We start from the raw sequence: 14,614 nt of genomic DNA, 5'->3' as shown, positions 1-14,614 counted from the left end.
GAAGTACCGGTGTGCACCCGGAATCGCTTGGAGTTGTCCGGGGGATAGGCGCCCGGCCGAGCCACCCGGCAAGCCGGGTCCAACGGGGATCGCCGCTATGGCGACCGCCGCCTCCATTGCAGAAGCGGCGGTCGCATTGTACACGCGGGCCCGGCCCGCAGCGGGTCAGAAGCGGTAGTTGGCGCTGAGCTCGACCCGCCGGCCTTCACCCAGCAGCCACTGCGTCTGGTTGTAGTAGGCGGTTTCGGCGTACTGGCGATCGAACACGTTGAAGGCGCGCAGCGCCAGGCTCAGGTCGCGCCGCGGCTCCCATTGCAGCGCCAGGTTGGTCGTGGTGTAGCCTGCCATTTCCAGCCGGTTGGCCGCGTCGGCGTAGCGTTTGCCTACGTAGCGCACGCCAGCGCTGGCCGTCCATTGCGGCGCGAACTTCCAGCTGATCCACGCATTGGCCACGCGTTCCGGCACGTCGGCAGGCACGTTGCCGTTGCGCGATACCGCCACGCCGGCGACCGACTCATTGAAGTCGTCATAGCGCGCCCGCAGCGCCACGGCATTGAGGTCCAGCCGCCAAGCCGGCGATAGCTCGACACCCAGCGTGGCCTCCAGTCCCCGCGACGATTGTTCGCCCACCTGGATGCGCAGCGCGGGGTCGTTGGGGTCGCGCGTGACCAGGTTGTTCTTGGTGATGTGATAGGCCGCCAGGGTCCATTGGCCCTTGTCATCCCAGAACGTCTGTTTCACGCCGATCTCGATCTGCTTTCCCTGCGACAGCTCGTAGCTCTTGTTGGCGGGCGACAGCAGCAACAGGCTTCCGATCGGGTCGGCGGCTTGCGCGTACTGGGCGTAGACCGACAAGGTGGGTAGCACGTCATAGACCGTGCCCAAGCGCCAGCCCACATTGGTGTAGGTGCTGCGGAAAGCCGTTTCTCCCGCTACCAGGTCGCGCCGCTTCAGGTCGATGTGGTCGTAACGCAATCCGCCCAGCACCGACCAGCGCGAGGTCAGCATCAGCCGGTCTTCGGCGAACAGGGCGTACTGGCTGGCCGTATTGCGGTAGCGCGGGGTCGTGCCGGCCACATTGATGAAGCGGCCGTGGTCCACGTCGTAGGGGTCCACCCGCGACGTTCCCGAATAGGGCGAATTATTGGTGTGCTTGAGCGATGCGCGGTTCAGTTCGACGCCCACCGCCACTTTGTTCGACAGGCCGAACAGATGGCCGTCGAAGGAGGCGTCGGAGACCATGCCGGTCTGCTCCTGGTCGTGGCCGATCTCGGTGTAGCCACTCCGCAGGATCTGGCCAGCCGGCGTCCAGGTGTAGTTTTCGACATCGCGGTAGTCGCGGTTGCTGCCGATGTAGTACAGCCGGCTGCGCACCGTGGTGCCGGCGTTGGGCGACCATTCGGCCTTGAGCTCGGTGCGGCTGTCGCGGTAAATGATTTTGCTGTCGGCCACGTTGTAGTTCTGTTTGCGCAGACCATAGTCCAGCGAGCCGTCGACGAGCGGCGTGCCGAAGTAGCGCGTAGGCTCTTGCCAGGCGTACGCCTGGGTCAGCGTGAAATTCAGGTCGGGCGACACGTCCAGACGCAACGCGGCGGTGACGGCGGCATCGCGCGAATCCCCCAGGCTGATGCCGGAATCCGTGTGGTTGCCGCTGACGTCCAGTCGGTACGACCATTTGTCGTCCAGCGCGCCGCCGCTGCCGAAGCCAAACCGCTGGGTGTCGTGCGTGCCCAGCGTCGTCATCAGCTCGTTTTCGATGGGGCCGCGAGTGGGCTTTTTCGGGATCACGTTGACGACGCCGCCAATGGCGCCTTCACCGTACAGCACCGAGGCCGGGCCGCGCAGCACCTCGATGCGGTCCACGGCCCAGGGATCGTAGATGAAGGTCTGGCCGACCCCGCCGTATTGGCGCACCCCGTCATAGAGCTGGGCGACAGAGTTGGAGTCGGTGAAGCCGCGCGAAGACAAGGACGAGCCGCCGTTGCCGGGATGGCGCATGGCGCTGATGCCCGCTGCCTGGGTGATGGCATCCGTGACCGTGGTGGCGCCCCGGGCGCGCAGTTGCTCGTTGCTGATGATGTCGATGCTGGCGGGCGTGTCGAAAGGCGTCAGGCCCAGCAAGGTCCCGGTGGACGCCTGCTCAAGCAACGTCGGCGCAAGCGTATCGCCGGACACGGAGATGACGGGTAGCGTGGCGACCGGGGTCGACTGCGCATGCAGGGTGGGAGTGAAGGCGAGCGCGGTCCAAATGGCCACGCGCCGCTTCAGGACGCGGTGCGTCCTGGCGGAAGGAAAAGGCATGAGTGCTCTCGGTAAGCTAAGGGTTGCCGCGCGCAGGCGGCGCAGGGTTTAGCGAAATACCGGGAGCAGGGGTGGCGCGCGGGCGCCGAGTGGGGCGCCTGTGATGGACGCGTGGACGGGGCCGGGCGGGGCCCGCGCGGCCAGGGGATGCGCCATGACGGCCAACGCCGCCGACAGCACGACGGGCGAGGGCGGCAGCGCGACGGCGGCAAGTGCCATGCCGACCGGGCAGGTGGCGGCTTGCGCTGCGTGCCGCTCGTCGGGCGCGTTGTCCTGCCTGGACGGACCGGCCACCCAGATGGGGCCGGCGGCCGAACACAACTGGATCAGCGTGCCGCTTTGCGTGGCGGGCATGAAACCCTGCGGCACCATCGCCTTCAGCACGAACAGCATCAACACCAGCCAAAGGCCGGCGTTGCCACGGTTCAAGGTCGTCAGGGAGAGGCGCATGGTCGGCGCCCATTCTAGTGCGTTTCGCGCTGATCGTCCCGAGGGGTCACACGGTGCGGGCGGCCCAGAACGCGGTACGCACGGCGGGCGATGCGGCGATGCTTGCGGTGACGCGGTCCAGGTCAAGCTCATCGACGGACGCTTCGCTGAGCGCGGCTTCGATTTCGACTTCGTTCTCGCCAAACTGGTCGATTTTCAATTCCGACAATGGCAGCTGTTCGGCCTCCAGCACGTCTTCCAGCACGGTCATCGCGGCCTGGCGGTGTTCCAGGTTTGTAATGACGTGGATCACGTTGGTGACTTCCGTGGTCTGCGAATCCAGCGGCTGACGATTCACGTAGCTGACCACGGGCCGCAGCAGGGTGTTGGCCGCCAGCACGAAAGCCGTGGCGGCCACGGCTTCCAGCATCAGCGATGCTCCCGCGCAGGCGCCGATGGCGGCCGAGCCCCACAACGTGGCGGCGGTGTTCAACCCGCGGATGCTGCCGCCTTCACGCATGATCGCGCCAGCGCCCAGGAAGCCCACGCCCGACACCACATAAGAGATGACGCGCGCGCCGCCGTCCGCGCCGCCGATCCGGAACGCCATGTCGACGAAGATGGCGGCGCCCACCGCGACCAGCACGTTCGTGCGCAGCCCTGCGGTGCGTTGGCGGAACTGGCGTTCGAATCCGACGATCGAGCCCAGCACGAAGGCGGTCATGAGGCTGACGAGCGTATTGGCCAACGTCAGGAATTGGATGTTCTCGAAGTTCTTCATGGTTATTCCCCTTTTCAGCTTATAGGGTGTGGCCGGCGGGCTTGCCAGAGGCCCGCCGTTCAGGCCGGCAGCACGGCGATGGAGGCGCCGCCTTCGTTTTCCCAATGCACGCGGCGCACGTCGGGGCTTTGGCCCAGGCGCAGGGCGACGGCGTTGAGCAAGCCGCGCAGATGCGGCGGGCAATGCAGCGTGACGACCGTGGACGCCAACTGGTCGGAGTCGACGCGCGAAATCCGCACCGCGACCACGCGCAGGTCCAGCGCCTGCAGTTCGTAGTACAGCTGTTTGCGCAGCGTGTTCAGCGTGGCGCCAAGGCTGACGATGGTGAATTGATAAAGCGGCGTGACGGGCGCGCGCGCCGGCATGGCGCGCAGCGCGGGAGAGCCGCCGCCGCCGGCAGGCTGGATCGCGCGGGCGTCGTGGGCCCGGTCCAGGAACGGGAAGAATTTCTTGATACGCATGGGTCGTCTCCTTGACAGGGGAGTACGGTGGAAGGTCCACAGGCATGCGCCGCTTAACCGGTATGGCACGCGCGCAACAAGGCCCGCATATCGTGTCGGTAAGCTGTAGGGGAAGAGGGGCTGAAAGCCCAAGTCCTGGCTGATCGCAGGACTCACGCGGAAGAGGGATTCCGCGGATCCTGCGTCAAGCGGCGCGAGCAGTCGGTTTTCGACTACATCCGTCGTTGTCCACAGTGATCTCTAGGTGGTTGGAAGTGCCGCGAGTATAGCGTTTACTTAGGGTAAACACCAGGAAAATTTGTCCGCCCCGCGGGTCGCGCGGCGCGGACGGTCATCACTTCGGCTTCGGCGGCGGCCCGGCGTAATACAGCGCCAGCGCCTCGATTTCGCTTTCGGTCAGGCGCTGCGAGAACGCGCGCATCACGCCCACATCGTCGTTCTGGCGTGAGCCATTGCGAAAGGCATTCATCTGGTCCGTGAAATACTCTTTGGATTGGCCGGCCAGTCTGGGCAGCAAGGGGCCTTCGCCCATGCCGCGCAGTCCATGGCAGTTGGCACAAGCAGGTAGCGCCCGCGCGCCGTCGCCTTGCAGATCCAGCTTGCGCGCCGCGTCGCCGCCGAATTCGCCCACGTGCATCGGCGGGCCGGCCAAGGTGCCGTAATAGGCTGCCACCTGGCCAATCTCCTGTTCAGTCAGCGCGCGCGCCACGGTGTTCATCAGCGGCTGGACCCGCGTTCCGCTACGGAAGTCGGCCAGCTGTTTGGCCAGATACTCGCGGCTCAGGCCGGCCAGATTCGGAAAGATGCCGCCAGTAGGCGTGATGCCCGCCGGACCGTGGCAGGCAATGCAAGCCTGCACACCCGCCCCGGGCTTTCCGTTGGCGGCCAGTTGCTTGCCGGCTTCCGGGTCGGCACCGCGCAAGAATCCTTCCCAGTCGGGACGCGACGCGCTGAAATCCAGCGCGCTGCGGCCAGGTACCGGCGCTGCGGCAGCGGGGGCAGCGGCGGGCGAGGCCGGAGCGGCAGCCGTGGCGGGAGCGGGCGTGTTGGCTGGCGCCGCCGGTTTGGATGCGGTCGGCGGGGCCGGCGGCGCGATGACGGCACTAGCGCGGATCAGGCCTTCGCCGCCCGTGCCGATCATCTGATGCGCGGTGGCGATCAGCGTGACAAGCGGCGGCGCCATGATCAGCAGGACCGCGATGGTGATGCCTTTGCGATGTTCGATCATGATCACACCAGCCGCCCCGGCGAACGCAGATAGTCCGCCTTGATTTTTTCGACGATCCAGTAGGCGGTCGCGCCCACGGTGCCTGTTGGGTTGTAGCCCGAATTCTGCGGAAACAACGCCGCGCCCGTCACGAACACATTGGGCACGTCCCAGCTTTGCCCGTACCGGTTGACGACGCTGGTGTCGGGGTTGTCGCCCATGGCCGCGCCTCCGGTCAAATGCGTGGACTGGTAGGCGGTGGCCGAGAACGGACGTTTGCGTGGGCCCGGTTCGGTGCGCGCAATCCCTTTCATCGCGCGTCCGATCTCATCGCCCTTGCTGGTCAGGAAGGCCGACATCCGGATGTCGTTGTCCGGAAAATCATAGGTGACGCGTAGCAGCGGCAGCCCCCAGGCGTCCTTGTAGGTCGGGTCCAGGCTCAGGTAGCCGCCACGCCAGGGCTGGGCGGAACCCGTGATGGTGATGGACGCGGAATGGTTGTAGTAGCGCTTGACCGCCTTTTTCCAGTCGGCGCCCCACGAGGGCGTGCCCTTGGGCGTGGGGTGGTAGCCGATCGGTGCGCCGCTGACGACCTGGATCTGCAGATAGCCGCCGCCTACGAATCCCAGCGGACCGTGGTCGAAATTGTCGGCGCTGAAATCATCCATGGTGACGGCCACCGCGCCCGCGCCCATGAAGGGATTGATGTTGACCGATTCGTCGAAGAACAGGTTCACGCCCGACGTGGTCTGGTGCGTGTAGTTGCGGCCCACGACGCCGGTGTCCGTGACGGGGTCATAGGGTTTGCCGATGCCGGAGAGCAGTAGCAGCCGCACGTTATTGATGCCGAACGCGCACAACACCACGATTTCAGCCGGTTGGAAGACTTCTTCGCCGGCGGCGTCCACATACGTCACGCCGCGCGCGCGCTTTTTATCCGGGGTGAGCTCAACGCGCAGGACATGGGCGCCGGTGCGGATTTCGAAGTTCTCCATCTTCATCGCCACCGGCAGGATACAGACCTGCGGCGAGGCCTTGGCGAAGTGTTCGCAGCCGAAGTTGGAACAGAACCCGCAGTAGACGCAGGCGCTCATGTGCAGGCCTTCGGAATTCACGTAAGGCCGGGTACAGAGCGCGGAGGGTTGAACATAGGGGTGGTAGCCCAGCTTCTTGGCCGCCTCGCCGAATAGCGCCGGTGCGTAAGGCACCTTCATGGGCGGATTCGGATACGGCCGCGACCGCCACGGCTCGAACGGATTGCCGCCTTCCTGCTTCTGCCCCTTGATGTTTCCAGCCTGTCCGGACGCACCGATCAGATAGTCGTAGCGGTCGAAGTAGGGCTCCAGTTCGTCATACGTCAGCGGCCAGTCCTGACAGGTCAATTCCTTGTCGAAGATGCCGGCGCCGTAGCGCTCGGTGTAGTGGCTGCGGATACGGAAATCCGTGGGATCGAAGCGGTAGTACGCGCCGGACCAGTGGTTGCCCGCGCCGCCCAGATGCGTGCCGGGATAAGCGAACTGCCAGCGGCGCATCGGCAGGGCTTTCTGGTCGGTGTTATTGCGGAAGGTGAACGTTTCGGTGGCGGCGTCCTGGTGCAGTTCGTGCCGGCGCGTGTATTTCAGTTCATCGTGGACGTTCGGCCCCTGGAAATCCGGCGAAGGCCAACGGGGCTGGCCCCGCTCCAGCACGACCACGCGCTGCTTGGCCGCGGCCAGTTCCTTGCCGATGATGGACCCTGTCCAACCGCCGCCGATGATCGCCACGTCTACCGCGGGTAAGGTTTTAGCCATGTCCGTCTCCCGGCTTCATCGTATGTCCCGTGGCGTTCGCGATGGATACGGGCTTGCCGGCCCAAATGACGCCATGCCGTTCGATGTCGTTGGAGAACGAGGCGAACGCGCCTGGAAACCCCACCAGCTTCCATCCGACCATGTCAGCATTGCCGCCATACAGCGGGTCGGAGAAGAACCCTTCGATGGTGGCGTCCAGCAAGGCCTGGAAGAACACGTCGGAAGGCAGCGGTGAAAAATCCGGTTTACCTGCCTGCAGGTCATGGAGCCAGGCGTCCTGTCTGGCTTCATCCAATTCGGCAAAGGGCTTGCCGTCCTGCTTGCGGGTGGCGGCATCCAGCGCGGCCAGACCCCGCCGGATCATCTCGGCGGGCGTGAACGACAACTGGTAACCCTGTTCCGGCGTGCCTTTCTCGAAGGGGCCCTGGCGGTAGAACTGGCTGCCCGCGCCCCAGGCGCCGGCCAACTGGCCATCCAGGAACCGGGTGACGCCGGCCTCCTTGGCGCCCGGGCCCAATTCGTCGGCCGGAATCAGGCGCGCAGCGATCGCATCCATCGCCCGTGCTTCCTGGGCATTGAAAAAGGTCAGGGTGCGAGACGAGGCGGCGGCGGGGTGGGGCGCCTGGCCTGATCCCGTCGCGGGGGGCGCTTCGCTGGGCGCGCTGCGGGCCGTGACGGCCCAGGCGGCGCCAGGTACCCCAACGGCCAGGGCCTTGAGCAGGCCGCGCCGCCCGGGGGCTGGCGGGTCGTCCTGTCGTTGAGGGTCAGGAGAAAGATCGTCCGAGGGTTGATCGTTCATGCATCACTCCAGCATCGGGGCAGGCACGCGACTTGCCCCTGGGTGAAAGAGATCCCGCACCAACTCGTTATCCGTCGGCGCTTAGTTTGTCACTGTTTTCCATTTGGAGACAACCATGAAAAGCCACAAACTGCTACTGCTGTTCGGCCTGGCAATCCTGCCGTGGCAGGCCTGGGCGCAGTCCACCAGCACGACCCTGGTTGCTCAAGCGGCCGCTCCAGCACAACCCATGCCTACGCCGGACGAGAAGACGGCTCCCGCGAACGCCATCGGTAAACCCGTCCCGGGCGCTCGCACGCCTGATGAGAAAAAAATGCCCTCGACTGAAGAAAAGGGCATGGGGTCCAAGCCGGATTCGGCGCCTGGGCAGAAGGAGCCCGACGCGGATACGCGTGACCGCCAGAAGACGCCCGGCGGTAAAACCGGTGCGCCCGACAACGCGGGCATGCCAGGCTCTGGCGCGTCGTCGGGTTCCGGCGGCGGCGCGGATCCACGCTAGCAGCGGCACGCCGCCGTACTTCGCGCTCCGGCGCGTTTGAGGTAATATTCAGGTTCCTGTAAGAACGAGAGCACGGCGGTGTTCACGCGCTGGCGCTGCCCCAAGGGCAGCTCGCGAATTCCGCCCACCATGACCGAAGACCCCCTTCCTACCAGGGCGCCGCGGCGCCCGCCATCACTTCCTCTTCTTTGCCTGGCGTCCGGTTTCCGGAACGCCGCTTTGGCCCGGCCCCTCGCCGCAACGCCGTTGCTGGCATGCCGTGCGCCACCGCCACTCGCCTGGCTCCCCACGCTTGATCTCGCATCTCCTTTTCAGCAAGGCGGCGCCTCCGTGCGCGCTCGCCCATTTACCGTGGACCGACGATGATTTTCGACTGGATGAACGACCCTACCGCTTGGCTCGGCTTGGCGACGCTGGTCATTCTTGAAATTGTTCTGGGCATCGACAACCTGGTGTTCATCGCCATCCTGGCCGACAAACTGCCGCCCGAGCAGCGCAATCGCGCGCGCCTGATCGGCTTGACGCTGGCACTGGTGATGCGCCTGGGCCTGCTGGCCAGTATTGCGTGGGTCGTCACGTTGACGGCGCCGCTGTTCACGGTGTGGGGGGCCGAGATCTCCGGCCGCGACCTGATCCTGATCCTGGGTGGCCTGTTCCTGCTGTTCAAGGGCACGATGGAACTGCATGAACGGGTGGAAGGCAGCGCGTCGCACGACGGCGGCCAGAAACCGCAACATGCCGTGTTCTGGCAGGTGATCCTGCAGATCGTCGTGCTGGATGCCGTGTTCTCGCTGGACTCCGTCATTACTGCGGTGGGCATGGTCCAGGACCTGAGCATCATGATGATCGCGGTCGTTGTCGCGATGGCCGTCATGATGGTGGCCAGCCGTCCGCTGATGGCATTCGTGGGGCGCCATCCGACGGTCGTGATCCTTTGCCTGGGCCTCTTGCTGATGATCGGTTTCAGCCTGGTGGCCGAAGGCCTGGGCTTCCACGTGCCGAAGGGCTATCTGTATGCCGCCATCGGCTTCTCGATTCTGATCGAGTTGTGCAATCAGTTGGCCCGCCGCAACCGCGCCCGCGGCACGCACGCGCTGGGGCGCCGCCAACGCACCGCCCAAGCCGTGTTGCGCCTGCTGCGTGCTGGCCGGGCGGGCCAGCCGGGGCATCAAGCCGACGACGTGGTGGCGCTGGTCGACAGCGCGGGCGACGAACCCGCCTTTGCGCCTGAAGAAAGTTCGATGATCGAGCGCGTGCTGTCGATTGGCGTGCATGATGTCCGCTCGATCATGGTGCCGCGCGGCGACATGACGTGGTTGGATGTGTCGGACGCGCCCGACGTCATCGTGCGCAAGTTCGCCACCGGCCACTCACGCCTGCCGCTGTGCGCCGGCGAGGCGTCCAACGTGCTGGGCGTGGTGCATTTCAAGGAAGTGCTGCCGTTGCTGCAGAACCCGGGTCCGATCGACTTGGTTGAGCTGGCGCGTGAACCGCGCTATGTCATGGAAACGACGCCGGTGCTGAAAGTGCTGGATGAGCTGCGCGCCTCGCGCGACCACATGCTGATCGTGGTGGACGAACACGGCGTCTGCGAAGGTCTCGTGACGCCGATGGACGTGCTGACGGCGGTGGCGGGCGACTTGCCCGAGCATAGCGACGACCAGCCGGAAGCCCTGCAATTGTCGGACGGTTCGTGGCTGCTGGAAGGGCGTTTGTCGATCGGGGAGGCGGCGAGGCTGTTGAATGCCCCGGCGCTGGCCGAGGACTATCCCGACGCCACGCTGGCAGGTTGCCTGTTGCGCGCCGTCGGCCGGATCCCTGACGCCGGAGACACCATCCCTCTGCATGGCTGGGCGTTCGAGGTAACCCGGCGGGACGGCCTGCGCGTGGACCAGATGCATGCACGCCCCGCATCTCACACGCAGGCGCATGCCAAGCCCCACTAAGGGCGGGGACGGGACCCTTGTGCTTGCGTCCTGCTTTGGGAACGCAAGACTCTGTGCGAATATTGCAGCTGATGTAACGCCTCTTTCTCTTGCGGCTGATTCAAAAACAGGGGCTTCGGCTCGACAGCGTGTCTTTGCATTTTGTGATTCCTACGTGGAGAGCAAGCATGGGCAGTACGAGGTCTATCGCAGCAAGCAGGGCAGGAACCGCTCGTCCGTTTGATCCTGTGGCAACCCTTCGTAGCACGCTGGCCGTTTGCGGTTTGTCGGTGCTGGCGCTCTTGGCGGGCTGCGCCACCCGGCCAGCGCCGATTCACGACGAGTCGTTGCGCAGCATCGCCAAGGAGGCATACCTCTATGCCTACCCCATGCTCTACAACTACAAGACGATGTACGGGCAGGCGATTGATCGCGGCAGCAAGAACTACGTGGGCGGCTTCGGCAAGTTTCGCCATTATTCGCAACCGTACACGCCGGAAAATCGCGAAATCGTCACGCCGAACAACGACACGCCTTACTCGTGGGCCTGGCTGGACTTGCGCGCCGAACCCTGGGTGTTGAGCCTGCCCGCCACGCCGAAAGACCGGTACAACGTCTTCCAGATGGTGGATCTGTACACCTACAACTTCGCGTACGCTGGCGTGCGCGCCACGGGTTTCGGCGCGGGCAATTACCTGATCGCCGGGCCGCGTTGGGATGGCGGTAAGCCGAAGGGCATCACGAAGGTGCTCTCGTCCGAGACGGACTTCATCGGTATCCTGGGGCGCACTAGCCTGAACGGGCCGTCGGATGTCAAGAACGTGAAGGCGCTGCAAGCCAAATACCAATTGCGTCCGCTAAGCGAGTTCTTGCGGCATCCGCCGCCCGCCGCGGCGCCCGCCCATGTGGATTGGCTGCCGTGGGATGAACAGCGAGCCACCTCCGTGGACTTCATTGCCTACCTGAACGCGTTGCTGGCGTTCACGCAACCGCAGCCGGCGGCAGAGCAGGAGATGATGCGGCGTTTCGCGCTGATCGGCATCGGGCCGGGCAAGCCCTTCGACGCCGCCAGGCTCGACGTCACCACGCGCGCCGCGATCGAGCAGGGTGTGGCGGATGGCAAGGCGGCGCTCTTGCAGGCCGAAAAGCAGACGCGTTCGTCCATCGGCCTGTTCGGTTCGCGCGCGGCGTTGGGCAACGACTATACGAAGCGGGCGGTCGCCGCCGCCATGGGCATTTACGGCAATTCGTCCGAAGAGGCCGTTTACCTGGGCTATGAGGAAGACGCGCAGGGACGCCCGCTTGAGGGCGGCAAGTCCTATCAGATTCGCTTTGAACCAGGCCAGTTGCCCCCGGTCCAGTTCTTCTGGTCCATGACGATGTACGACTTGCCGGGCCGCCACCTGGTCGACAACCCGATCCAGCGCTACGCGATTGGCGACCGCACCCCAGGGCTGAAACGGGGCAAGGACGGGTCGCTGACGCTTTACGTGCAGCATGCAAGCCCGGGCAAGGACAAAGAGTCGAATTGGTTGCCGGCGCCGGAAGGGCGCTTCAACATCGTGGCCCGGTTTTACGGCCCGAAGCCCCAGGTTCTGAACGGTACGTGGAAGCTGCCCCAGGCCGAATTGGCGCCTTGAGGCACACGAAAAAGGGGAAGCAATGACGTCGAACCGCGCGCGCCGGCCCCGCTTGCGCAATGCGATGGCGCCATGGATCACGTTGGCGGCGCTGACCGCGCCGACGGCGTCCATGGCAACGGAAGGCGCCTTGGGCCGCCAGATCACGGGCACCAATGTGCAGCCGAACGCGGGCATCGTTTCGCCCGAACCGATCTGGGCCGTGAATTTCGCCCAGATCTATCTGGACGGCACGGTCGGCGGCAGCCGCGAAGTGCCGGTGGGCGGGCGCACCTCGCTGGGGCTGGACGGGCAAGTCGCGTTCACGCTGGCCACCGTGCTCAAAACCTGGGACACCGGACCGGGACGCTGGAACTTCGCCTCAAGCTTTACCTTGCCCTACGTCTGGACGAAAGTGGATTCCAGGCTCAGCGGCCCGGGCGGCCGCACGATCGGGCAAAGCGATACCGCGTCGAATCTGTTCGACCTGTACTTTTCGCCGATTATTGCCGGCTACCATTTTTCAGAAACCTCGCACATGGCGGTCAGCCTGAACATCTGGGCGCCCACCGGCAAGTACAACGCCCGGGACATGGCCAACCCCAGTTTGAACAACTGGACCTTCATTCCCCAGGTGGCCTATACCAAGATATTTCCAGAGTCCGGCTTCCAGCTGGACACGGTGGCGGGGGTGCAGTTCTACACACACAACAACGCCACCGACTATCGCAATGCGCCTCTGTTCAGCCTGGACGTGATGGGTCGCAAGACCTTCAGCAATGGCGTCAGCGCGGGGCTTGTCCTGGGCACCATTCAGCAGTTGGGCAGCGACAAGGGGCCCACGGCGGATCGGCTCAACGGCTTCAAAGGCCGCGACTGGGCGCTGGGCCCGATCGTCACTTACGATACGAAGCTGGCCGACAAGCGCTCGCTGTCCCTCAGCCTGCGCTGGGTCCCCACCATCAGCAGCACGAACCGGCTCGACAGCACCAGCACGTTCATGGGCACCGCCACCCTGGTGTTCTGACGCCAAAATCAGTGCGAATAATCGTGTGAATCGGGCGGGCGGGCGAGCGCCGCGGCGATCAGCTGCACACGCGCCGCCAGGGCGCGACGCCGCGCGGCGGGCAGTAGCCGGCGCAGGGCGTCGCGATGGACACGCCGCTTTGGCACCGGAGTTCGGGCGCCTTGTCGCCATACGGCACGGTGCCCTGGCAATCGCACGTGGCGACCCCCGCGCCCGACGGCAGCTTTTTCACTGTCGTGGCAGGGGCCTGGGAAGACGCCGCCGCGGCCTCGTCGCCGTCGTCGCTGTCGACCACCGCCCGCACTTTCGCGGCCGGCATGTTGCATGCCTTCGCAATGGACTTCACCGATTTTCCTTCGTCCGACATCGACAGTATTTTTTTGTCGCTGCACGCGGCATGGGCAGGGGACGGAAAGGCGCTGAACGCGGCGCAAAATATGAATGCGGAAAGCGCTGCCCGGTACAGGGTCATCACATGCGTCTCCGGCCTATTGATGCGGGTTGGGGGGAATACGCCGCCCGCCTGATCGCGCGGGCTTTTGCGGCCTAGCGTAGTGCGCCGGTTTTCATGGTGTCAATGCGACACGCTTAAATAGGATGGCCGGCGGCGGATTAGTTTCCGCCGTCGGGCCGGATGTGCCTGAAGTGTCCGGTAAGCCAGCAAGGATCAGGAATCACCAGACGCGGGCGATCCGCCCGCCAGTGCCGGATGCGCGGCGATGTCGGCGTCGGCGCGGCGGCGGGCCGCTTGCAGCGCATCTGGGCCGCGCGCCGTGCCCTCCACGGAAAAGAACGTCACGGTCCGCAGGCCGATCGTGCCCAGCACATGCTTGAGATAAGGCGTCAGGAAGTCGGGCTGGCGCGCGGCCCCGCCCGAGAATTCGCCGCCTGACGAGATGGCGACGTACACGGGCCGGTCCGGCAGGTTGCCGATCTTGCCTTCGGCGGTAATGCGGAAGGTGCTGCGCACGCGCACGACATGGTCGATCCACACCTTCAAGGACGACGGCACCGTGAAGTTGTGCATCGGCGTGGCAATGACGATATGCGTGGCGTCTTGCAATGCCTGGATCAATTGCGCCGACTGCCGCAGCGCGCCGCGTCCCAGTGTCGCGTCCGCCGGGTCCGCGGGCGCGCTCAACGCCGCGGCGTAGTCGTGATCCACATGGGGCAGGGCGGTGGCGTCAATTTCAACGATCCGGGGCGCCTGGGGGCCCGCGGCCGCGATCAAGCGGTCCAGGATGCGTTGCGATAGGCGGTGGCTTTCGGATTCGCGGCCGCGCGGGCTGCAGGTGATGTGAAGAATGCTCATGCGGCGGAGGCGTCCAAAGACTTGCTGAAACGGATGGCGCTGGTCAACAGGCCTTGACGGAAGTAGAAGCGCTGGGCCAACGCATTGGACAAGCCCGTATCCAGAACGAACCTGGCACAACCCGCATCGCGGGCCATCCCGTCCAGCGCCTGGAGCAAGCGGGCGCCCCAACGGCCCCCGCGCCGCGTGCTGTCCACGACAAGGTCGTCTACATACATGAAGCGGCCGTAGATCAGGTTTTCCTGATAGCGGTAGCCGGCCAACGCCACGACCTGACCGGCGTCGACGGCGGCCAGCAGCCGGTAACGGTCGGCGCGCATGCGGGTGATGCGCGCAACGAAGTCGTCCGCGCCGGAAAGATGCGGCCGCAGTTCGCGCATCAGCGGCAAGCAGGCGCGCAATTCGTCATCGGTGTCGATAGGTTTTAAGACGAAGTCGGTCATAGAGGCATTCATGAGTGATTC

15 protein-coding genes and 1 other annotated feature are annotated in these 14,614 nt (G+C 65.2%); of the genes, 5 read left to right on the top strand and 10 right to left on the bottom strand.

Features of this window, described 5'->3' with window-relative positions; translation table 11 throughout:
• Positions 1–31 precede the first annotated feature (31 nt).
• Positions 32–84, bottom strand: a sequence feature (sul1 is cis-regulatory element that is thought to sense ions involved in sulfur or methionine metabolism; They are found in Alphaproteobacteria).
• Between the two features lie 81 nt (positions 85–165).
• From CQ050_RS20460 to CQ050_RS20430, 7 genes are all read right to left on the bottom strand, one after another.
• A complete protein-coding gene (locus CQ050_RS20460; RefSeq protein WP_105558653.1) occupies positions 166–2,301 on the bottom strand; it encodes a TonB-dependent siderophore receptor in 2,136 nt (711 codons plus the stop codon).
• Positions 2,302–2,349: 48 nt separating this feature from the next.
• Entirely contained in the window at positions 2,350–2,751 is a 402-nt protein-coding gene (locus tag CQ050_RS20455) for a DUF2946 family protein (protein ID WP_105558652.1), read from the bottom strand.
• A gap of 46 nt (positions 2,752–2,797) precedes the next feature.
• Positions 2,798–3,511: an MgtC/SapB family protein gene (locus tag CQ050_RS20450; RefSeq protein ID WP_105558651.1), complete on the bottom strand. Its 714-nt coding sequence runs from the start codon at positions 3,509–3,511 to the stop codon at positions 2,798–2,800.
• A 59-nt stretch (positions 3,512–3,570) separates the two neighbouring features.
• Positions 3,571–3,972 carry a hypothetical protein gene (locus CQ050_RS20445; RefSeq protein ID WP_105558650.1) on the bottom strand — a complete coding sequence of 134 codons (402 nt, stop codon included), beginning with the start codon at positions 3,970–3,972 and terminating at the stop codon, positions 3,571–3,573.
• A 334-nt stretch (positions 3,973–4,306) separates the two neighbouring features.
• Positions 4,307–5,200 (bottom strand): c-type cytochrome, encoded by an 894-nt coding sequence (locus tag CQ050_RS20440; protein ID WP_105558693.1) that lies wholly within the window; start codon positions 5,198–5,200, stop codon positions 4,307–4,309.
• Positions 5,201–5,202: 2 nt separating this feature from the next.
• Positions 5,203–6,969: a GMC family oxidoreductase gene (locus CQ050_RS20435; protein WP_105558649.1), complete on the bottom strand. Its 1,767-nt coding sequence runs from the start codon at positions 6,967–6,969 to the stop codon at positions 5,203–5,205.
• Positions 6,962–7,768 (bottom strand): gluconate 2-dehydrogenase subunit 3 family protein, encoded by an 807-nt coding sequence (locus CQ050_RS20430; protein WP_233214190.1) that lies wholly within the window; start codon positions 7,766–7,768, stop codon positions 6,962–6,964. Before CQ050_RS20430 ends, CQ050_RS20435 begins: the two co-directional genes overlap by 8 nt.
• A gap of 115 nt (positions 7,769–7,883) precedes the next feature.
• Here CQ050_RS20430 and CQ050_RS20425 point away from each other — a divergent pair, with 115 nt between their 5' ends.
• From CQ050_RS20425 to CQ050_RS20410, 4 genes are all read left to right on the top strand, one after another.
• Positions 7,884–8,267 (top strand): hypothetical protein, encoded by a 384-nt coding sequence (locus tag CQ050_RS20425; protein WP_105558647.1) that lies wholly within the window; start codon positions 7,884–7,886, stop codon positions 8,265–8,267.
• 362 nt (positions 8,268–8,629) lie between these two features.
• Positions 8,630–10,213 carry a TerC family protein gene (locus CQ050_RS20420; RefSeq protein WP_105558646.1) on the top strand — a complete coding sequence of 528 codons (1,584 nt, stop codon included), beginning with the start codon at positions 8,630–8,632 and terminating at the stop codon, positions 10,211–10,213.
• Positions 10,214–10,440: 227 nt separating this feature from the next.
• Positions 10,441–11,832, top strand: a complete 1,392-nt coding sequence (locus CQ050_RS20415) for a DUF1254 domain-containing protein (RefSeq protein WP_199196881.1) — start codon at positions 10,441–10,443, stop codon at positions 11,830–11,832.
• Positions 11,833–11,854: 22 nt separating this feature from the next.
• On the top strand, positions 11,855–12,838 hold the full coding sequence (locus tag CQ050_RS20410; RefSeq protein ID WP_369868550.1) for a transporter: 984 nt from the start codon (positions 11,855–11,857) through the stop codon (positions 12,836–12,838).
• A gap of 58 nt (positions 12,839–12,896) precedes the next feature.
• Here the strand turns inward: CQ050_RS20410 and CQ050_RS31160 are convergent, their stop codons facing one another.
• Complete coding sequence (locus CQ050_RS31160; RefSeq protein ID WP_233214188.1) at positions 12,897–13,157, bottom strand: hypothetical protein; 261 nt, start codon at positions 13,155–13,157, stop codon at positions 12,897–12,899.
• Between the two features lie 16 nt (positions 13,158–13,173).
• Here CQ050_RS31160 and CQ050_RS31155 point away from each other — a divergent pair, with 16 nt between their 5' ends.
• The gene (locus tag CQ050_RS31155) at positions 13,174–13,365 is read left to right on the top strand and encodes a hypothetical protein (RefSeq protein WP_233214187.1); all 192 of its coding nucleotides are present in this window, start codon (positions 13,174–13,176) and stop codon (positions 13,363–13,365) included.
• A gap of 140 nt (positions 13,366–13,505) precedes the next feature.
• Here CQ050_RS31155 and CQ050_RS20400 read toward each other — a convergent pair whose 3' ends face one another.
• Together CQ050_RS20400 and CQ050_RS20395 are read right to left on the bottom strand one after the other, a co-directional pair.
• Positions 13,506–14,150 carry an FMN-dependent NADH-azoreductase gene (locus CQ050_RS20400; protein ID WP_105558643.1) on the bottom strand — a complete coding sequence of 215 codons (645 nt, stop codon included), beginning with the start codon at positions 14,148–14,150 and terminating at the stop codon, positions 13,506–13,508.
• Complete coding sequence (locus tag CQ050_RS20395) at positions 14,147–14,605, bottom strand: N-acetyltransferase family protein (protein WP_369868549.1); 459 nt, start codon at positions 14,603–14,605, stop codon at positions 14,147–14,149. The genes CQ050_RS20400 and CQ050_RS20395 overlap by 4 nt, the downstream gene beginning before the upstream one ends.
• Positions 14,606–14,614: the final 9 nt, after the last annotated feature.

The sequence above is a fragment of the Achromobacter sp. MYb9 genome, from assembly GCF_002975275.1.
Classification (GTDB): domain Bacteria; phylum Pseudomonadota; class Gammaproteobacteria; order Burkholderiales; family Burkholderiaceae_B; genus Achromobacter.
This window is presented reverse-complemented; position numbering and strand designations above follow the sequence as displayed.